The organism is Pseudomonas sp. GW821-FHT02H09 (assembly GCF_059421425.1).
Genome location: NZ_JBWKVA010000019.1, coordinates 1 through 20366 on the forward strand (window position 1 = coordinate 1; position 20366 = coordinate 20366).

17 protein-coding genes and 1 pseudogene are annotated in these 20366 nt (G+C 60.7%); 3 read left to right on the plus strand and 15 right to left on the minus strand.

Translation table 11 applies throughout. The annotated features are described in order from the left end of the window. Positions 1-264: 264 nt before the first annotated feature. Entirely contained in the window at positions 265-750 is a 486-nt protein-coding gene (locus AC07VR_RS22845) for an adenosine-specific kinase (RefSeq protein ID WP_494991184.1), read from the plus strand. Positions 751-823: 73 nt separating this feature from the next. Here AC07VR_RS22845 and AC07VR_RS22850 read toward each other — a convergent pair whose 3' ends face one another. The 6 genes from AC07VR_RS22850 to glcD form a co-directional block, all read right to left on the minus strand. After that, complete coding sequence (locus tag AC07VR_RS22850; protein ID WP_495012622.1) at positions 824-1588, minus strand: alpha/beta hydrolase; 765 nt, start codon at positions 1586-1588, stop codon at positions 824-826. Positions 1589-1707: 119 nt separating this feature from the next. Next, positions 1708-3882, minus strand: a complete 2175-nt coding sequence (locus AC07VR_RS22855; protein ID WP_495012623.1) for a malate synthase G — start codon at positions 3880-3882, stop codon at positions 1708-1710. Between the two features lie 65 nt (positions 3883-3947). Continuing rightward, positions 3948-4349, minus strand: a complete 402-nt coding sequence (locus AC07VR_RS22860) for a heme-binding protein (RefSeq protein ID WP_494991187.1) — start codon at positions 4347-4349, stop codon at positions 3948-3950. 30 nt (positions 4350-4379) lie between these two features. Continuing rightward, entirely contained in the window at positions 4380-5597 is a 1218-nt protein-coding gene (glcF, locus tag AC07VR_RS22865; RefSeq protein ID WP_495012624.1) for a glycolate oxidase subunit GlcF, read from the minus strand. A gap of 3 nt (positions 5598-5600) precedes the next feature. After that, entirely contained in the window at positions 5601-6665 is a 1065-nt protein-coding gene (gene glcE / locus AC07VR_RS22870) for a glycolate oxidase subunit GlcE (protein ID WP_494991189.1), read from the minus strand. After that, on the minus strand, positions 6665-8164 hold the full coding sequence (gene glcD / locus AC07VR_RS22875) for a glycolate oxidase subunit GlcD (protein ID WP_494991190.1): 1500 nt from the start codon (positions 8162-8164) through the stop codon (positions 6665-6667). Before glcD ends, glcE begins: the two co-directional genes overlap by 1 nt. A 233-nt stretch (positions 8165-8397) precedes the next feature. Between glcD and glcC the strand changes: the two genes are divergently transcribed. Both glcC and AC07VR_RS22885 read left to right on the plus strand, forming a co-directional pair. Beyond that, positions 8398-9162 (plus strand): transcriptional regulator GlcC, encoded by a 765-nt coding sequence (gene glcC / locus AC07VR_RS22880; protein WP_495012625.1) that lies wholly within the window; start codon positions 8398-8400, stop codon positions 9160-9162. A gap of 39 nt (positions 9163-9201) precedes the next feature. Continuing rightward, complete coding sequence (locus tag AC07VR_RS22885) at positions 9202-9378, plus strand: OprD family outer membrane porin (RefSeq protein WP_495012626.1); 177 nt, start codon at positions 9202-9204, stop codon at positions 9376-9378. 52 nt (positions 9379-9430) lie between these two features. Here the strand turns inward: AC07VR_RS22885 and AC07VR_RS22890 are convergent, their stop codons facing one another. The 9 genes and pseudogenes from AC07VR_RS22890 to kdpC all read right to left on the minus strand — a co-directional run bounded on the left by AC07VR_RS22890 (position 9431) and on the right by kdpC (position 20361). After that, positions 9431-10078 carry a hypothetical protein gene (locus AC07VR_RS22890; RefSeq protein ID WP_495012627.1) on the minus strand — a complete coding sequence of 216 codons (648 nt, stop codon included), beginning with the start codon at positions 10076-10078 and terminating at the stop codon, positions 9431-9433. Next, on the minus strand, positions 10075-11271 hold the full coding sequence (locus AC07VR_RS22895) for a methyl-accepting chemotaxis protein (protein ID WP_495012628.1): 1197 nt from the start codon (positions 11269-11271) through the stop codon (positions 10075-10077). The genes AC07VR_RS22890 and AC07VR_RS22895 overlap by 4 nt, the downstream gene beginning before the upstream one ends. A 655-nt stretch (positions 11272-11926) precedes the next feature. Then, positions 11927-12361 (minus strand): annotated as a pseudogene (locus tag AC07VR_RS22900) (CBS domain-containing protein); the annotation flags it as partial. A 45-nt stretch (positions 12362-12406) separates the two neighbouring features. Next, positions 12407-12802, minus strand: a complete 396-nt coding sequence (nirD, locus tag AC07VR_RS22905) for a nitrite reductase small subunit NirD (protein ID WP_495012629.1) — start codon at positions 12800-12802, stop codon at positions 12407-12409. Next, positions 12802-15360 carry a nitrite reductase large subunit NirB gene (gene nirB / locus AC07VR_RS22910; protein WP_495012630.1) on the minus strand — a complete coding sequence of 853 codons (2559 nt, stop codon included), beginning with the start codon at positions 15358-15360 and terminating at the stop codon, positions 12802-12804. The genes nirD and nirB overlap by 1 nt, the downstream gene beginning before the upstream one ends. Positions 15361-15914: 554 nt before the next feature. After that, complete coding sequence (locus AC07VR_RS22915) at positions 15915-16268, minus strand: DUF2784 domain-containing protein (RefSeq protein WP_495012631.1); 354 nt, start codon at positions 16266-16268, stop codon at positions 15915-15917. A 108-nt stretch (positions 16269-16376) separates the two neighbouring features. Beyond that, entirely contained in the window at positions 16377-17066 is a 690-nt protein-coding gene (kdpE, locus tag AC07VR_RS22920) for a two-component system response regulator KdpE (protein WP_494991197.1), read from the minus strand. Next, positions 17063-19762: a two-component system sensor histidine kinase KdpD gene (kdpD, locus tag AC07VR_RS22925; protein WP_495012632.1), complete on the minus strand. Its 2700-nt coding sequence runs from the start codon at positions 19760-19762 to the stop codon at positions 17063-17065. Before kdpD ends, kdpE begins: the two co-directional genes overlap by 4 nt. Positions 19763-19788: 26 nt before the next feature. Further along, positions 19789-20361 (minus strand): potassium-transporting ATPase subunit KdpC, encoded by a 573-nt coding sequence (kdpC, locus tag AC07VR_RS22930; RefSeq protein ID WP_495012633.1) that lies wholly within the window; start codon positions 20359-20361, stop codon positions 19789-19791. Between the last annotated feature and the right edge of the window lie 5 nt (positions 20362-20366).

Consider the following 20366-nt stretch of genomic DNA (forward strand, 5'->3'; position numbering starts at 1 on the left):
CCCCATGTGAGAGTAGGTCATCGTCAAGATTAACTTCCGAAACCCCTATCTGCGTACGCAGGTAGGGGTTTTGTTTTGCGCGCGATTTGTCGGCGCGGGCTGGCTCGCGATGGCGATTTCGAAGACGCCATGGCGCGCACTCGGGCGTCGACCGGCTGCTCCTGCAGAGACTCCAGCCTGGCTTGGGCCAGAGACAGCCGATGGACACAGACATGGCAAATGAATAGCTATGCTTAGTCAACATCGGAAAAGGAGTAGATTGAAATGCAACTCATCACTGTGAAAATCGATAAGTCGGAAGCTACGAACTTCATTTTTGGTCAGACGCATTTCATCAAGTCCGTCGAGGATATCCACGAAGCGTTGGTAGGTGCCGTGCCAGGTATCAAGTTTGGCGTGGCCTTTTGTGAAGCCTCTGGCAAATGCCTGGTGCGATGGTCTGGCACCGATACCGCCATGATCGAACTTGCCCGGAAGAATGCGAAAGCCATTGCCGCAGGCCATAGCTTCATCATTTTTCTCGGGGACGGTTTTTATCCGCTGAACGTGTTGAACACAGTCAAAATGGTGCCAGAGGTATGCCGCATTTTTTGCGCAACAGCCAATCCAACTGAGGTGATTCTTGCTGAAACGGAGCAGGGTCGAGCGGTCCTGGGTGTAGTGGATGGTTTCTGTGCCAGTGACATAGAAGGCGACGAAGACATCCTTTGGCGCAAGAGCTTGTTGCGACAGATCGGCTACAAGCTATGAGTGAAGACCAGGCACTGTGTAGCGGCCCAATGAAGCCTGGACAACGTAGCTCCCTGCTCATCAAGCAGGTCGATTACAGCCCGCTACCGAGCACTTTCAAGTATTGAGGGCTTTGCGATATTGAGTTGTGGCCAGTGCCCGGAATGACCTTGAACGAGGCCACGCCAGTGGGGAAATGTGCGTAGAGTTTCTCGGTATTTGAACGCGGTACGATCTCGTCGTGTTCAGCCGCGATCAACAGCGTAGGGACAGTGATTCCAGCGGCATATTTCCACGATTGAAACTTGTCCTTTAGCAGCCACCTCACTGGAAAAAAGGGCATTTTTATCGCGGCGAGATCTTCCAGGCTGCTGTACGGCGTGATCAGGATCAGGCGCGATGCCGGCCGCTGGCTCGCAAGGTGAATGGCGACGCCCGTACCTAAACTACGCCCCACAACCACCGTATTGGGGTGGTCGGCGTGGACCATATCAAACAAGGCCAGGGCATCGCGCTGGAGTGCCTCCTCGGAGGGGGATCCGGAGCTTCCACCGAATCCTCTGTAGTTAAGCAGGTAGATCGCCTGATTCGGGAAGGCTTGCGAAAAGTCGGGCAGGTTCAGCGAGACATCCTCGGCATTGCCTCCGAAGTAGATCAGCGCATCCGGACCGTCGTGGGGTCTGGTTGAGACCAACACTTGGGCGTCGGCTACAGGCAGCTTGAGAATCGTTGCGGGGATACCCATGGTGCGAGGCTGCGGAAAGTAGATGAGGGCACGCTGAAACACGAACAAGGCGGCACACAACCCAAGGTACGAGGCTGCAACCAACGCGAGGAGCAATACGACGGTTCGCGGCATGTGGCTGACTTCTTTCAGGGGGCACCCATCCGAGGTGTAACGCAACATGGAAAGCTGGCGCAGGCCGCGAAAGTGTAGTGCAGTCGTTGAGCTGGCAGGTTTTTAGAGTTCACTCGGCGTCAACCTTGTTTGAAGGCGATACGGAACTTATGCAGCAGCGGCTCGGTATAGCCGCTCGGTTGTTCGCATCCGTTGAAAACCAGCGTGCAGGCTGCCTGAAAGGCCCGCGATCGCTCGAAGTCGATTGCCATCGCTTGGTAGTGTGGATCTGCGGCGTTCTGCTGGTCGACGACCTGAGCCATGCGTTGCAGGATCTTCAGGGTCTGCGTTCGGTCGATCACACCATGCCTCAGCCAGTTGGCGATGTGCTGGCTGGAAATGCGCAGGGTCGCGCGATCTTCCATCAGCCCGACATCATGAATGTCCGGGACCTTGGAGCAACCGATACCTTGCTCGATCCAGCGCACGACATAGCCGAGCAGACCCTGGGCGTTGTTTTCGACTTCCTCTTGAATCTCCTCGGCGGACCATTGGCCAATAGCGGCAACCGGAACGCTGAGCAGATCGTTGAGAATTTCCTCACTGACGGCGGACAGATCAATCTGCTCCAATGCTTCTTGAACTGCGCGCACATCGACCTTGTGATAGTGCAGCGCGTGCAGGGTGGCAGCCGTAGGCGAGGGGACCCAGGCAGTGTTGGCCCCGGCTTTGGGGTGGGCAATCTTCTGTTCAAGCATGTCGGCCATCCGGTCGGGCATTGCCCACATGCCTTTGCCGATTTGCGCGCGACCCCGCAGGCCGCAGGCCAGGCCGACCAGTACGTTGTTGCGTTCGTAGGCCTGAATCCACGCGCTGTTCTTCATCTCGCCCTTGCGCAGCATGGCGCCGGCTTCCATGGCGGTATGCATCTCGTCACCGGTGCGGTCGAGGAAACCGGTATTGATAAAAGCCACGCGCGAAGAGGCGGCCGCAATACAGGCTTTCAGATTGACGCTGGTGCGTCGCTCTTCGTCCATGATCCCCATCTTCAGGGTATTGCGCTCAAGCCTGAGCAGTTCCTCGATACGACTGAATAACAACTCGGCAAACGCCACTTCGGCGGGGCCGTGCATCTTCGGTTTGACGATGTAGACACTGCCGGTGCGCGAGTTGCCGCGGCGTTGCAGGTCATGCAAGGCAATCAGACTGGTGACTACGCCATCGAGTATGCCTTCCGGGATCTCCACGCCGTCGCTGTCGAGAATCGCCGGGCTGGTCATCAGATGGCCGACATTGCGGATAAAGAGCAGTGAGCGACCATGCAGTGTCAGAGTGCTGCCATCGGCGGCGGTGTATTCGCGATCCGGGTTGAGGCGTCGGGTGATGCGTTTGCCATTCTTTTCCAGGTCTTCCCTGAGGTCGCCTTTCATCAAACCCAACCAGTTGCGATACACCTGCACTTTGTCAGCGGCGTCGACAGCGGCGACGGAGTCTTCGCAATCGATAATGGTCGAGAGCGCCGCCTCCATCAGCAGGTCCTTCACTCCTGCATTGTCGGCACGACCAGTCGTACTGTCCGGGTCGATCTGGATTTCCACGTGCAGGCCGTTGTTCTTCAGCAGGATAGCTGTGGGTTGCAGCGCCTGGCCTTGGTAACCGACATATTTTTCAGGCTGCAAGAGTACGCTCTGACTGCCGTTTTTCAGGGTCACTTGCAGTTGACCTGACTCAACGCGGTAGCTGCTCACATCTGCATGAGAGCCATTGCTCAGTGGCATGGCTTCATCGAGAAAAGCGCGGGCAAAGGCGATGACCCTGGCTCCACGGACCGGGTTGTAGGTCGTGCCTGCCTCGGCGCCACCTTCATTGGAAAGCACATCGGTGCCATACAGTGCGTCATACAGCGAACCCCAGCGGGCATTGGCCGCATTCAGTGCATAGCGAGCATTCACCGCAGGGACCACCAATTGCGGGCCGGCCTGAGTGCTGATCTCTATATCGACATTACGGGTGCTGGCCTGCACTTGGGCGGGTTGCGGCTGCAAGTAGCCAATGGCGGTGAGAAAGCTGCGATAGGCCGGCATGTCAGTCACAGGTCCCGGGTGGGCACGGTGCCAAGTGTCGAGTTCGCTCTGCAGACGATCGCGCTCGGCGAGCAACGCCCGGTTTTGCGGGGCCAGTTCATGCACCAGAGCATCGAAGCCGCTCCAGAAGGTTTCCTGGTCGAGGCCGGTGCCTGGCAGCACTTCCTCATCGATGAAACGTTGCAGGGTCGCTGCCACTTTAAGGCGCTGGCAGTTGACGAAATCGGACATCACACAGTCTCCATCAGAGGTTGTCGATTCAGCGCAAAGCGCTGTTGGTTCAGCGAAGGGCCGGTTCAATTCAGGCATTGGGCGCCGGCTCTGGCGACTTGGGCATCCTGTTCGGCTTTCACTCCCGACACCCCGACCGCACCGATCACTTGCCCATCGACGATGATCGGCACGCCGCCTTCCAGCGAGGTCAGCAGCGGCGCCGAAAGAAAGGCGCTGCGACCTCCGTTGACCATGTCCTCATAGCCCTTGGATTCACGGCGGCCCAGGGCCGAGGTGCGGGCTTTTTCCGTGGCGATATAGGCGCTTATCGCTGCGCAGCCATCGAGACGCTCAAGGGCCAGTGGGTGACCGCCGTCATCGACGATGGCGATGGTCACCGCCCATTGATTGTTCTGTGCTTCAGTGCGCGCGGCGGCCAGGATCTGACTGACTTCGCTCTGGCTCAATACGGCTTTGGTTCTCATGGGGTTCTCCAATGGACGCTGTTCGTTCGGTTAAGGCAGGGCTTCTTCGACCAGTTCGATCCAGTGCCTGACAGGGGTTCGGCCGGCACCGTCGAGGTGGGTCTGACAGCCGATGTTGGCGGTGGCAATCACCTCGGGTTTTCCGCTTTCCAGTGCGTTGAGCTTGTTGTCGCGCAGTTGTCGGGACAGTTCGGGCTGGGTCAGCGAGTAGGTGCCCGCCGAGCCGCAGCACAAATGGCTGTCCGGGACTTGCGTGAGGGTGAAGCCCAGGCGAGTCAGCAACTCTTCTACCGCGCCGCCGAGCTTTTGTGCGTGCTGCAAGGTGCAGGGGCAGTGGAAGGCCAGACGCATGGCGGCGCTGATCTTGAGTTGCTCCAGCGGCTCCTCACGCAGCACTTCCACCAGATCCCTGGCCAGGGCGCTGACCCGTTTGGCCTTGGCTGCATAGGCCGGATCGTTTGTGAGCAGATGGCCGTAATCCTTGATGAAGGCTCCGCAACCGCTGGCCGTCTGCACAATGGCTTCGGCGCCGTTTTCGATGCTAGGCCACCAGGCGTCGATATTGCGCCGAGCGCGATTGAGGCCGGCCTCCTGGGCGTTCAAGTGATAGTCCACGGCACCGCAGCATCCGGCCTGGCTGATCGGCGTGACGCTGATTCCCAGACGGTCCAGGACTCGCGCAGTGGCGGCATTGGTATTGGGTGACAGGCTCGGTTGCACGCAGCCCTCGAGCATCAGCACATGCCGCGTGTGCTGCGTCGTCGGTCGTGGCTTGGCGGGGTGCACAGTGCGCGGCAACTTGACCTTGAGTACCTCAGGCAACAGCGGGCGAAAGGTTTCGCCGGTATTGATCAGCGTCTTGAACAGCCCCGGGTTAGGTACCACCGCTCGCAGACTCTCGCGTAGCAAGCGCTGGCCGAGAGGACGTGGCACGGCCTCGTCGACCACCGCGCGGCCGATGTCCAGCAGATTGTGATAGTCCACGCCGGAGGGGCAGGTGGTTTCACAGTTGCGGCACGACAGGCAACGGTCCAGGTGCAGTTGGGTCTTCTCGGTGACCTCGTGGCCTTCCAGCACTTGCTTGATCAGGTAGATACGCCCGCGAGGGCCGTCCAGTTCATCGCCGAGCAGTTGATAGGTCGGACAGGTGGCGTTGCAGAAGCCGCAATGTACGCAGGTGCGCAGAATGCTATCTGCTTCTTCGGCGCGTGGCAGGCGTTTGGCCTGTTCACTTAAGGTGGTCTGCATGGTTCAGAGCTCCGCGTACATTCGACCCGGGTTGAAGATCCCTTGCGGGTCCAGTTGCGCTTTGAGTTGGCGGTGATAGCGCAGCAGCACGGGGGACAGCGGCTGGAAAGGGCTGTCGATCAGTCCGTGGCTGTAGCAGGTGGCATGACCGCCGGCCTCATGGGCAATCGAGCGAATAACGGCAGCATCGGCGTCGGATTTCAGCCAGCGTTGGGCACCGCCCCAATCGATCAGCTGCTCGCCGGGCAGATCAAGAATGCCGGTATTGTTGGGCACTGACAGGCGCCACAGTGGCTGACCTTCGTCGAAAAAGGCCAGACGCTGTTCATTCAGTTCGCCCCAATAACCGGGGTCGAGCCATTCGCCGCCGAGACGATCATGGGCGGCCGTCACCGACCCTTCGCCCCCTTCCAGGCGCAGATGCAAACGCTGGCCGTCATGGCAGGCGGCGCTGATGGGAAGGGGTTGCTGGCCCCATTCGGCAAGCCTTGCCAAGGCGTGCGCGCGGTCCATTTCCAGCGAGATACTGATGCACCGGCGGGGCTTTGGCAGGACCTTTAACGACACTTCTGTGAGCAGGCCAAGACATCCGTAACTGCCCACCAGCAAGCGCGACAGATCGTAACCGGCGACGTTTTTCATGACCTCGCCACCGAAGCGCAGGTGTTTGCCCAAGCCTGTGATCACGCGGGTGCCGAGAACGAAATCACGCACCGAGCCGGACCAGGGCCGGCGCGGGCCGGACAAACCGGCGGCGACCATGCCGCCCAGCGTTGCCCCCTCACCAAACGACGGCGGTTCGCAGGGCAGCATCTGGCCGGCTGCCTCCAGGGCTGCGGACAGATCGGCCAAAGGCGTGCCCGCCCGCGCGGTGATTACCAGTTCGGTCGGGTCGTAGCTGACGATGCCGCAATGACCGCGAGTGTCGAGCACTTCGCCTGCCACCGGGCGGCCGAGAAACGCCTTGCTGTTGGAACCCTGGATCAGCAACGGCGTGGCATTGTTCAGCGCCTGGATGACCTGTTCCAGCAGCGCAGCGCTGCCGTCGACATTCTGTTCGACATACATCAAAAACGCTCCAGTTCAGGGAAGGGCAACTGGCCCAGGTGCACATGCATGGCGCCGAATTCGGCGCAGCGGTGCAGGGTCGGAATGTTCTTGCCGGGATTGAGCAGACCGCTGGGGTCGAAGGCGGCTTTCACTGCGTGGAACAGGGTCAACTCATCGCTGTTGAACTGGGCGCACATCTGGTTGATTTTCTCGCGGCCGACACCGTGCTCGCCGGTGATGCTGCCGCCGACCTTGACGCACAGTTCGAGGATCTTGCCGCCGAGGGTCTCGGCACGCTCCAGTTCGCCGGGCTGATTGGCATCGAACAGAATCAGCGGGTGCATGTTGCCGTCACCGGCGTGAAACACATTGGCGACCCTCAGGTCGTATTCGGCGGCCAGAGTGGAGATGCCTTTGAGCACGCCGGGGAGTTCACGCCGCGGGATTGTCCCGTCCATGCAGTAGTAATCCGGCGAGAGCCGTCCTACCGCCGGAAAGGCATTCTTGCGTCCGGCCCAGAACCGCACCCGCTCGGCTTCGTCGCGGGCCTGACGCACTTCGGTGGCACCCGCGCGCTCAAGTACGGCACGAACCCGGTCACATTCATCGTGAACGTCCGCTTCAACCCCATCGAGTTCGCACAGCAGAATGGCCTCGGCGTCTACCGGGTAGCCGGCATGAATGAAATCTTCGGCCGCGCGAATCGCCAGGTTGTCCATCATCTCCAGGCCGCCTGGAATGATGCCTTTGGCAATGATGTCGCCGACCGCGCGTCCGGCTTTTTCCACGGAGTCGAACGCGGCCAGCAGCACTTTGGCGATTTGCGGTTTGGGCAGCAGTTTGACTGTGACTTCGGTGATGATCCCGAGCATGCCTTCGGAGCCGGTGAACAGCGCCAGCAGGTCAAAACCCGGCGAGTCGAGGGCCTCGGAGCCCAGAGTCAGTCGTTCGCCTTCGACCGTGAGGATTTCAACCTTGAGCAGGTTATGCACGGTCAGTCCGTACTTGAGGCAATGCACGCCACCGGCGTTTTCGGCCACATTGCCGCCGATGGAGCAGGCGATCTGCGAGGAAGGATCCGGCGCGTAATACAAGCCGAAGGGGGCGGCGGCCTGGGAGATCGCCAGATTGCGTACGCCAGGTTGAACACGGGCGCTGCGCGCTGCGGGGTCGATGTGCAGGATCGTGTTGAAACGCGCCATCACCAGTAGCACGCCTTTTTCCAACGGCAATGCACCTGCGGAAAGCCCGGTCCCGGCACCGCGTGCGACTACCGGCACCTGGCGCTCATGGCAGAGTTTGAGCACGCCTTGTACCTGCTCGATGTGCCGGGGCAGCACCACCAGCATCGGCGTGGTGCGGTAGGCAGACAGGCCGTCGCACTCGTAAGGCTTGAGATCTTCCTCGCGGTGCAGGATATCCAGATCGGGCAATCGCTCTTGCAGGGCCTGGAGTAGCGAGCCTTTATCGACGGCAGGCAGCGCACCGTCAACGCGTTCGTCGTAGAGAATGTTCATGGGTGGCTAACGACCCTGAGTTGCTTTTATTGGAGCTTGTTCACGGGAACAGCTAACTTGCATCATTGGCCTAAGGGGCCTTACTGTCCATGTGTTGTGCGGCTGGTCGAACCAGTTTTTTAGCGGACGGATTTTGTTACTTGTAATTAATATCAATATATTCAGTGAGTTAGTTGTGTTGTTTGATTTTATTGGCGTTTTCGCTATAACTGGTCATACCAGCTGGAGGTTGCATGAGCAGCAGTGATTCGGGCCGTGCCCAGGTGGCGGATGTGGTGTGCGAACGCATCGAGCGTCTGATTGTCGATGGGGTACTGAAGACCGGTCAGCTCTTGCCTTCCGAACGACGGCTGACGGAAAAGCTCGGCGTTTCCCGTACCGCGCTGCGAGAAGGGCTTAAATTGCTGCGCGCCAGAGGGATCATCGAGACCGAACAGGGCAAGGGCTCGTTTGTCGCGCAGCTGTCGGGACATACCCCCACGTCGCCGTTGATGCATTTGTTCAGTTCACAGCCCCGCACCCTCTACGATCTGTTCGAGGTGCGTAGCCTCCTGGAAGGCGAGTCCGCCCGACTGGCCGCGTTGCGTGGCACCGATGCGGACTTTGTGCTGATCACCCGCAGCTATCAGGCATTGGTCGAGGCTCACACACAGTCACTCGATGCCTCGGCCCATGCACGGCTCGATCACGCGTTCCACCTGGCGATTTGCGAAGCCTCGCATAATCCGGTTTTGGTGCAGACCTTGCGCTCATTGACCGATCTGCTGCTCAACTCAGTCTTCGCCTCGGTCAACAACCTCTATCACCGCGAACCTCAAAAACGTCAGATCGACCGGCAGCACGCGCGGCTCTATAACGCCGTCACCGGCCGTTTGCCCGAGCAGGCGCGCAAGGCGGCCATCGCGCATATCCAGAGCATCTGCGAGAACCTCAAGGAAATCGAAAACGAAGAACAGCGCTTGGTGCGTTCCACGCTTCGGCTTGAGGGGTGGACGTGAACATGTGGCATATCGATCCGGTGTCTCTGCGGCTGTTCATTGCGGTCTGCGACGTATGACTTCGCTGCACTCGGCATTCCGGGGCTGACGTTCGGTCTGCGTTACGTCAAGGGTGACGATGTCGACGCCAGTCATATCAGTACCTCCCTGGCCGCCGGCCTGCGCGCCAGCGCCGATGAACATCGCGTGATTCTGAGCTACGTGTTCAATTTTTAAGCGCCAGGCTCTGCCGTTCACTTTCTCTTCCAGGGAGCCAGCCAACTTAACCTCAGTTCAGATCCCGGCGGATGGCATCGAGGCGTTCGTCGAGCAAGGGTGTGAGCAGGGCGTAGCACTGCGCCGGGTCGATGGACACTGTCGGGGCGTCGATCAGGCAACGCTGCAACCGTTCAAGAGCATTGCGCAGCGAGCCTTGAGCCTGCCTGAGTAAGCGTTCATGCAGGTACTGTAACTGGATCAGCATTTCCAAAGGGCAACTGCGAAAGGCGGCCGCGCGCACGGACAAACCGCGCAGCCGCCCCAGGTCTTCCAGTTCCCAGCAGCGTTCGGCGATGCTGGGTGGGGCCAGATTGAACGCACAACGATGCAGTTCAAGATGCTGGATGGCGCCGAGCAACTCTTGTAACAGCCGGCAGTGACCATCGAAATCCGCGGGGTCGCGGCGCAACACCTGCCAGGCTTGTCGTTGTGTCGCATACGGCCACGCTCTCCAGCCCTGGTCGAGCGAGTCGCCCAGAACCTGGCAGCGCAGGCGTGCCTCGCGGGTGGTCTGTCCACCGAGGCCGCGATGCTGCTGCAGGCCTTGCAGCAGGTCGAGGCCCAGCAAGAGTGCCTGTCGCAGGCCCGGGTCATCCTGTGGCAAGCGGGTTTGTCGGGATGGCTCGCCGTCGAGTGTTTCGATGAGTGTTGAATTCATGGGCGGCTTCCGACGGTGAGCTGGTTGAGATAGCGGGTCAGGTCGTGCAACGCATGAGTCTGCGAGCTCTGTTCCTGCACAGCGCCATTGACCTGTTGCAACTGTTCGCTGAGGGCATGATTGGCTTGCTGGTGCTCACTGAGCGCCTGTTGCATGGCGCCAAGGTGCTGCAGATTGCTCTGACTGCGTCGTGCCAGATTGTCGAGGTTGGCGGCGAGGTGCTCGCTCTGCTGGCTGCCTGCTTGCAGCAAGTCGCGGTGTTCTTTGACCTCGCCATCCACCAGGTGCACCGCCGTGGCAATCGCTGTTGCGGCTGTGGTGATCTCCTGGGTGGCGCGGTCGGTGGCCTGGGCCAGGCTGCGGACCTCTTCGGCGACCACGGCAAAACCACGACCGTGCTCGCCAGCGCGGGCAGCTTCGATGGAGGCGTTGAGTGCCAGCAACTGGGTCTGCTTGGCCAGCGCCTGGATGCTCTGCACCGTGCTCTCGACTGCGGCAGTGCGCTGCAGCAAGGCTTCCACGGCCTGTGCGGTATTGCCCAGGCTGTGCTGGATGGCGAGCATGCTGCCGCCCACGGCGCGCGCCTCCAGACAACCGGCGTCGCTCTGGGCATGGGCGTCGGCGAAGGCTGCCAGCGCACCTTGGGCCAAGGCGTCGATGCTGTGCAGGGTCTGATCGATCTGCTCGCTGGCGGCAGCGATCATAGCGATCCGTTGGCTCTGTTGCTCACCCTGGTCGCGGGCTTTTTGGGCCATCTGTTCCAGGGCGCGGCTGGCGAATTGCACTTCGCTACGCAAGCGTTCGCTGTTGCGCAATTGCATACTGCCGGCCATCAGTAGCGTCGCCGAATCGGCATCCCGGGGGCTGCGCAGTAGTCGTGCCAGTTCGGTGTTCCAGAACGTCTGCAGTCGGCGTAGGTGGCGCTCGCGCAGGTGCCAGGCGCAGCCCAGGTAGAGCACGCCAGGTATCAGGGTCAGTGCGCTGGCGGGCCGGTCGGCGAGCGCGAAACCGCAGGCGCCGAGGGCAAATCCAAGCGGTAACCAGGCGCCGATTCGACTGCGTTCGAGAAGGGCTCTACCGGGTTCGAACAATGCCTTGCCGAATGCCGTGCCTGTCGGGCGACGGGGTTTGCCGACCCCCTCGCTCCGGTTCGCTGCGGCGTGAGTCGAATGGAGCATTCCTTGAGCGGACATGGATAATCCTTACATTGCCAGGATGAAAGCAAAAACGGCGCACGCTCACCTTCCGCAATGCGGAGGAGGAGCGGACGCCGTTGCCCATGGTGTTTGCGAAGCCATCGCCGTTGATGGCTCATGCCTGGTTATCCCTTAGCAAATTGTCTGCCAGGCTTTGCTATCGACAGATCGCAGGAGTGTGCCCGGACAGTGAAAAGGGCGAATTCGCCGACAATCCGACGTTTGTCATTGGCAGATTTGCCTTATCGGCAGCTATTCAATGGGGACGGTGTATGCCCAAGCCACACCGAGAGTTCTGCAGCGCACAGCACACGGGTGACTCCGTCGCGCTGATAAGGGGCAGCAAGTCCGGGTCACCGACCGCGATGCACCTTGGCCGGGCAGTCGCCTTCAGGCTTTCATCAGGGTTTTTCTTCAGCCGATAGGCCAGGGCAGGGCGGGTCATGCTGAGTAAAGGCGATGCGTACTGGATGAAATTGACCGTGCCGTTTGAGCCTGATCACCGCAGGCTCTGTCTGGTGGTTTCAGAACATGCCCGTATCGCAAGATAGGGGCATTTTTGTATGCGCTGTTCAACTCACGGCAAGTGGCCGACTTCTGCCGCATGCGGCTCAGGTGCTCGCGCGATGCCCACGGCCGGGAGGCTCCATAGATCTCCGCGAATGTACTGTTCCAGTTGGCGGATCAGATCGGCCTGCTCGGTGATGGCTTCTTTAACCAGGTCGCCAATGGACAGCAGGCCCAGCAGTTGTCCGTTCTCCACCACCGGCAAGTGGCGCAGATGGCTGTCGGTCATGATGCCCATGCAGGTCTCGACGCTTTGACGGGAGTCCACTGTCACCACTGGCGCGCTCATGATGTCTCTGACGGGCGTGCCGACCGAGGAGCGCCCCTGGAGAACAATCTTGCGCGCGTAGTCGCGCTCGCTGATGACACCTACCACCTGGCCCCCCTCCATGACCGGTAGAGCCCCCACATTTTTTTCAGCCATCACTCTCAGCGCTTCCAGCACCATCTGATCCGGGGCGATGGTGTGGACCTGATTTTGCGTGGCTTTCAACTTCAATAGTTGTGCAACGGTCTTCATGGGGAACGCTCCTGTGAATCTCTACCTGCGGGCGAGTCCTGTCACTCAAGCGCCCGCGCTTACTCCAATCTCCACCACATCGCCGTTCAGCCGCACCGGCCAGACGCGCAGGCTTTGTTCCGGATACTCCAGGCAACTGCCGTCTTCGAGACGGAAGTGCTGTTTGTACAGCGGCGAGGCAATCACCAGATCGCCCTTGAGGTTGCCGACGATACCTCGGCCAATGACATTGGCGCCTGACTTCGGGTCGCGGTTGTCGATGGCGTAGAGGGTTTTGTCCTGCGCATCGGGCAAGTGAAACAGCGCCACCTGGGCGCCATCGATCCAGGCGACGACACCTGAATTGGCGACCAGGTCGTGACGGCTGCACAGCGCCCGCCAGTGCGCAGGGCTTTCGCTGGCGCGGTGGGGTTCGATTCGGACGACGTTTGACTGGCTCATCAGAGCACCTCCTCGGTAACGGGAATCAGATGGAGTTCGGTGGCGTGCACCGGGCGACGCTGGCCGCGTTCCTTGACGAAATGGATATCCGGGTCGCCGCGTTCGTCATTGACGAAGGTGCGGAAACGCTTGAGCTTTTCCGGGTCATTGATGGCGTTGGCCCATTCGCATTCGTAACGGTCGATCACCAACTGCATCTGCGACTCCAACTCAGCACCCAGCCCCAGGCTGTCCTCGATGATCACCTCCTTGAGGTAATCCAGACCGCCTTCCAGGCTCTCGCGCCAGACCGAGGTGCGCTGCAGTTTGTCGGCAGTACGGATGTAGAACATCAGGAACCGGTCGATGTAGCGCAGCAGGGTGTCGTCATCCAGGTCGGTGGCCAGCAGCTCGGCGTGACGCGGGCGCATGCCGCCATTGCCGCAGACGTAGAGATTCCAGCCTTTCTCGGTGGCGATCACACCGATGTCCTTGCTCTGCGCTTCGGCGCATTCGCGGGTGCAGCCGGACACTGCAAGCTTGAATTTATGCGGCGCGCGCAGGCCCTTGTAGCGGTTCTCCAGAATCAGCGCCATGCCAACGCTGTCCTGCACGCCGTAGCGGCACCAGGTGCTGCCGACACAGGATTTCACCGTGCGCAACGACTTGCCGTAGCCGTGGCCGGTCTCGAAACCGGCCTCGATCAGCTCGCCCCAGATGTCCGGCAGTTGATGCAGTTGGGCGCCGAACAGGTCGATGCGCTGGCCGCCGGTGATCTTGGTGTAGAGGTCATATTTTTTCGCCACGGCGCCGAGGGCGATCAGTTTGTCCGGGGTGATCTCGCCGGCGGCGATGCGCGGGATGATCGAATAGGTGCCGTTCTTCTGCATGTTCGCCATGAAGGTGTCGTTGGTGTCCTGCAAGGGCACCAACGACGGATCCATGATCGGCTGGTTCCAGCACGAGGCGAGAATCGAGCCCACCGCGGGTTTGCAGATATCGCAACCGGTGTGGCCACGGCCGTGCTTGGCCAGCATCTCGTCGAAGCTGATGATCCCTTCCACCCGCACCAGGGCGTACAGCTCCTGGCGGGTGTGGGCGAAGTGTTCGCACAGGCTTTTGTCAACGGCGACGCCACGGGCGCTGAGTTCATGCTCGAAGACCTGTTTGAGCAGCGCGCTGCAACCGCCGCAACCGGTGCCGGCCTTGGTCTTGCCCTTGAGTTCGCCCAGATCGGTGCAGCCGGCGTCGATCGCACAGCACACCGCGCCCTTGGTGACGTTATGGCAGGAGCAGAGGGTGGCGGTGTCCGGCAGCGCATCTGCGCCCAGTGTCGGAGCGCCGTCCGACAGCGGCAGAATCAGGCTGGACGGGTCCTTGGGCAGCGCGATGCCGTTCTGCGCGTACTGGAGGAGGGTGTCGTAGTAACTGTTGTCGCCGATCAGCACTGCGCCGAGCACGTGCTTGCCGTCGGCGGAGACCACCAGGCGCCGATAGCTGGCGCTGGCTTCGTCGATGAAGCGGTAGCTTTTGGCTCCGGGTGTGGTCGCGTGAGCATCGCCGATCGAACCGACATCGACGCCCAGCAGCTTGAGCTTGGTCGACATGTCTGCGCCGGTAAAAGGCTCGTAGTGCTGACCGGCCAAGTTCGCGGCAACATTACGCGCCATGCTGTAGCCCGGCGCGACCAGGCCAAAGATGCTGCCGTTCCAGGACGCACACTCGCCGATGGCGAAGATGTCGGGGTCGCTGGTGCGGCAATGATTGTCGACCACCAGACCGCCTCGGGTTGCCACCTCCAGTCCGGCGCTGCGACCGACAGCGTCCTGGGGGCGGATGCCGGCGGAGAATACGATCAGGTCGGTTTCAAGAAACTCGCCATCGTTGAAGTTCATGCGGTAGGCATATTCTTCACCAATGACGATCTCCTGGGTCGCTCGCGCAAGGTGCACGCCGACACCCAAGGCCTCGATCCGTGCCCGCAGCGCCTCGCCGCCGCTGGCGTCCAGTTGCACCGGCATCAGTTGTGGGGCGAATTCGACGACATGGGCTTCCAGCCCCAGGGACTTCAAGGCGTTGGCGGCTTCAAGACCAAGCAGACCGCCACCTACCACCACACCACGCCGGGCATGGGTGGCGGCTTCGCGGATCGCGTCGAGGTCGTCCAGGGTGCGGTAGACCAGCCGCGAACGTCCCTCGGCGCCGGGGATCGGCGGCACAAAGGGATAGGAACCGGTGGCCAGCACCAGGCGGTCATAAGCCTGGCGTCCGGCGCTGGTGACCACTTCCTTATGCTCACGGTCGATTTCAAGTACCTGAACCCCGAGGTGCAACTGCACGCCATGGCGGGCATACAGATCGGCATCGCCAAGGGCGAGGGACTCGGCATCACGGCCGCCGAAATACTCTGAGAGGTGTACGCGGTCGTAGGCACGCTGACGCTCCTCACCGAACACATGCACGTGATAGTGGGCGAGTGCACCGCGCTCGATCAGTTGCTCGACACAATGGTGGCCGACCATGCCGTTGCCGATAACGACCAGTGTTTCGCTTTTGATCGGGGTGACGATAGCGTTCATAGCCTTTCCTCTGTCGAAGCCGCTGCCTTGGCATGGCCAGAAAAAAACCAAAAAAAAAACGCCTGGAGCCGTTTAGCAGCTCCAGGCGTCTTTGCCTGGTATTCATTGATGTCTGGTGGGGTGATTAACCGAGGCCGCGCTGCCTGGTTCACCCGTCCCATGCCTGTTGAGGCGGGTGGTCGGCGGTGACCACTTGGGACGCCAGCCGGAGAGTTCGGCGGGTTTGTCAGTAGAAGAGCAGATTTCATGCCAGTTCCGGCGCGAGGTATTTCGATCCCGGGAAACGATTAGCGGCGCAGGGGTTGAAACGCTACAACGCGGGCTTTTCAGGAACTCTTGAAGACACCCATTGGCTTCGCCCGGCCAGTTATCACCCAGGCGCATTGAACCAGAAGGGTGCGAATTACTATTGCGGTTCCTTTTTTGGGGCAAATCTGGTTCGGGATGCGTTTGCGGCTCATCTGTAGCCGTTAGCGAAGGCCGTGTGCAGCCGTATTTTTGTGGCTTTGGACAGCTCCACTGGATCAGAACGCGTGTTGCACGCGTGTTTCCTTTCACTGCCTCAGCAGCAACAGGTAGACGAGCGCATTGACCACCAGCACCAGAGCGCCCAGCCATACCTGTATGCCAGGTGTCAGCCCGGCCGGATAAATCAGCGGCCACAGATAATGCTCAACGAAACTGGCACCATGGCCGGCTTCTCCGGCGGCCAGACGCAGGTGGTTTTCCCATCCGGTCAACGGGCAGGGCCACTGGAAGCCCTCGACCGCCGCCCCCCAAGCCACAGCGGGCAAGTGCCACCAGCACAGGTGGCGCCATTTGAGCACTAGTAGCCCGCCGCACAGCACGAAGAGAATGAACAGCAAATGGAGCAGCACCAGCCCGTCGGCGGCTATGCGATAGAACATGTCGACTCCGTCGTTTCCGGATGCAGAGGCAGGCCATGCCGTTGCACACCCTTGAGGTATCGAGACAGGTGTTTGGAGCGTAAGGGGCCCGCCATATCAAGGCTCCGCTCAAGGAAGAAAACGGTAGCCGACACCGGTCTCGGTGATCAGGTGGCGCGGTTGCGAGGGGTCCACCTCGATCTTCTTGCGCAGACCGCCCATGAACACTCGCAGATATTGCGTATCTGTTTGATGGTTAGGCCCCCAGACCGCCTTGAGCAATTGCAGATGCGTCAGTACACGGTCTGGATGGGCGCACAAATGAGTCAGCAGGCGGTACTCCAGTGGCGTCAGATGCACGGGGACGCCGGAGCGCTCCACGACACGCCGTTCCATATCGATCCGCACGTCACCAAAGGTCACGATCGAGGTGCTCTCAACACCCTTCACGCTCCGGCGCAACTGGGCCCGGACTCGCGCGAGCAGTTCACCGGTGCCAAAGGGTTTGACCAGATAGTCATCGGCACCGGTATCCAGCGCAACGATTTTCGCGGACTCGGCACTACGCGCCGACAAGACAATAATCGGGACCTGCGACCACGTCCGCAGATCCCGGATGAGATCGACCCCATCGCCATCTGGCAGTCCGAGGTCAAGCACAATGAGGTCGGGACGTCGTGTCCCGGCTTCAATGAGACCACGCTCCAGCGACTCTGCCTCATACACCAGCAGACCTTCGGCCTGCAGCGCCATGCGCACGAAGCGCCGGATTTCAATTTCGTCCTCAACGATCAGGACACGCAGCGCCGTTTCGCTCATGGTTGGTCCTCGTCAGTCGGCTCCGCAGGCTGTTCGATAATGGGTGGCTCGCCGCGTGGCAGACTCAGCGTGAAACGCGCACCGCCATCCGGACGCGTGACGCCGTGAACCGTTCCGCCATGGACCTGGGCGATGGCACGGCTGATGGCAAGTCCTAGCCCGACGCCCGGGATTGCGCTTTCCTTTTTACCACGCTCGAACTTGCTGAATATCGCTTCCTCGTGTCCTCGCGGCAATCCAGGACCAAAGTCGTCGACCCATAATTCAATGGTGTCACTGGTCGCTTCAGCGCCAATTCTGATGGGCGTGTCGGGCGGTGTGTACTTGCCGGCGTTCTCAAGCAAGTTGACGAGAATTCGCTCGATCAAAACAGTATCAATCTGGACCAGCGGCAGGTCCTCAGGTAGGGACACCTGCACCGGGCGCGCGCCTAAAGCAGGGCGAACGGCCCTCAGCGAACTGCCCACTACTTCCTCCAGGGGCTGCCACTGGAGATTCAGTGCAACCGCGCCTGATTCAAGTCGTGCCATGTCGAGCAAATTGTTAACCAGAGTGTTCATGCGCAGCGCTGATTCACGTATCGCATGGGCAATCTCAACGGGCTCGCCGGTCAACGGGGGCTTGGTCAGCGTCAGTGTCTCCGCCAATCCGACCATCGCCGCAAGGGGTGTTCGCAGGTCGTGCGAGATCGCAGCCAGCAGCGAGTTACGCAGGCGCTCGGATTCCATCTGAACCGTGGTGTCCTGAGCGACATTGACGTAATGGATTCTTTCCAGCGAGATGGCTAACAGCGACGCGCACGTGTCGAGCAGGCGTCGCTGCTCCGGAACGGCCAGACGAGTTGAGTCGCGCGGTTGTATCGCCAATACACCGCGTACGCGCATTGGCGCTGACAGCGGCAGATAGAGGGTCGGGCTCGCCGGCAGGGTATCGGTTCCGTATCCGGCTGCCTCGGCTTTATCGAAGGACCACTGGGCAATGGCAGAGTCGACCTCAGGAGCATCGCCGGTGGTCATCGGCGCTTGCAGCTTGTCGTTGTCATCGGCGACGAGCAATGCCGATCGTGCGTTGAATTCGTCTGCGAGGAAACGCGTGCCGATCTCGGCCACTTGCTCGGTCATGAGTGCTGCGGACAAATACCGGGACATCTCATACAGCGCTCGTATGCGATCTTCGCGCTTTTGCGCTACCCGTGCCTGGTAGGTCAGGCCGGCAGTCATTTGACCGATCACCAGTGCCACAACGAGCATTACGCCGAAGGTCACCAGGTACTGGGCGTCGTTGATGGTGAACGAAAAACGCGGTGGCACGAAGAAGAAGTCGAACGCACCAACCGAGAGGAATGCTGCGAGAACCGCCGGACCGCGGCCATAGCGAACCGCGATGCCGACGACCGCGAGCAGGAACAGCATCACGATATTGGTCAGTTCGAATACCTGCAACAGGGGCGTGGCGAGCAAGGTGGTCGCCGCACAGATCGCAGCACTCATGGCGTAGGCAGGCCACACCACGCGATTCTCGCTGCCGACGGTGGCCTTCTCCGGTCGAGTACGTTGTTGTGCCGGGAGTGCGATCTGAACCACGTCCAGGTCGCTTCCAAGCTCACCGATCCGATCCGCCAGCATGCGAGTCCAGGGCCATCGGCGCGGCGTATCGTCACGCCCAAGCACGACCTTGGAGAGGTTGTGCTGTCGTGCATACTTGACCAGGGTCTGGGCAACGTCCTGGCCGGCCAGGGTCGAAATCTGCGCCCCCATCTCTTGGGCGAGTTTCAAGGTGCGCAGGACACGCTGGCGTGCGACATCGGGCAGGCGTTGCAATGCGGGTGTCTCGACGTAGACGGCATGCCAGGGCACATTGAGTTGGGCCGCCAGACGCGCGGTCGAGCGCACGGTTTTCTCTGTGCGCTCCCCTGGGCCGACGCAGGCAAGCAAGGAATCTCGTGTGCCCCAGACGGGCTGTACCGCACCGCTTTGGCGGTATTGCAGCATCTCGTTGTCGACCCGGTCGGCCGTTCGGCGCAGAGCCAATTCTCGCAGCGCTATGAGGTTGCCCTTGCGGAAGAAATTGTGCACCGCGTGTTCGGCTTGATGCGCCAGGTACACTTTGCCTTCCTTCAAACGCTGCAACAGGTCGTCGGGTGGCAAATCGACGATGACCACTTCGTCTGCGCTGTCAAACACGTGGTCGGGCACCGTTTCCCACACCCGGATCCCGGTGATGCCGCCGACAATGTCATTCAGGCTCTCAAGATGTTGAACGTTCATCGTCGACCAGACATCAATGCCGGTGCTGAGCAGTTCCTCGACATCCTGCCAGCGTTTCGGGTGCCTGGAGCCGGCGAGATTGGAATGCGCCAGCTCATCGATCAGGATCAGTTTCGGTTTGCGCTCAAGCGCACCGTCGAGATCGAATTCAGTCAGCGTGCGATCCTTGTAGAGGACTTGTTTGAGCGGCAGCTGCTGGAGCCCGGAAACCAGCGCTTGTGTCTCGGCGCGACCGTGGGTTTCGACCACGCCAATCAACACATCGACATTCAGCTCTTGCGCTGCACGGGCGGCGAGGAGCATCGCGTATGTCTTGCCGACACCGGCGCTGGCACCGAAAAAAATTTTCAGTCGGCCGCGCTTCGCCTGCGATTCCTCCTCGCGAATCTGCGCCAGCAATTGATCCGGGTCAGGGCGTTGTCCGTCCATCAGGACCACCGTGTATGAGTCGGCTCTCAGCGTGCGGCGTCGAGTGCCAGGTTCAGTGCCAGGACGTTGACCCGCGGCTCGCCCAGGAACCCCAGCAGCGGGCCTTCGGAGTGTTCGACAATCAGTGCGCGCACGCGCTCGAGTGGCAGGTTGCGGATCCGCGCGACCCGGGCGGCCTGGTAGTCGGCGGCAACGACACTGATATGTGGGTCAAGTCCACTGGCAGAACTGTAGACCAGGTCAGCCGGTGCCGGCGCACTGTTGCTCGGGTCGGCTGCGCGCAGTGCTGCGATGCGGCTCTTGACGGCGTCGGCCAGGGCCGGGTTCAGCGGGCCCAGATTCGATCCGCTCGAGGCGCTGGCGTTATAAGGCATGGGGCTCGTGGCGGATGGACGGCTCCAGAAGTACCTGGGATCACTGAATGCCTGGCCGATCAACATGGAACCCACCGGTTTGCCGTCCTTCTCGATCAGGCTGCCCGCAGCCTGCTGCGGGAATATCAGTCTGGCGATGCCGGTCATGGCCAGCGGATAGGCCACGCCGGTCATCAGAGAAAGTACGATGAGCAGTGTCAATGCCGGACGGAGCAAGGATGACATGTGAG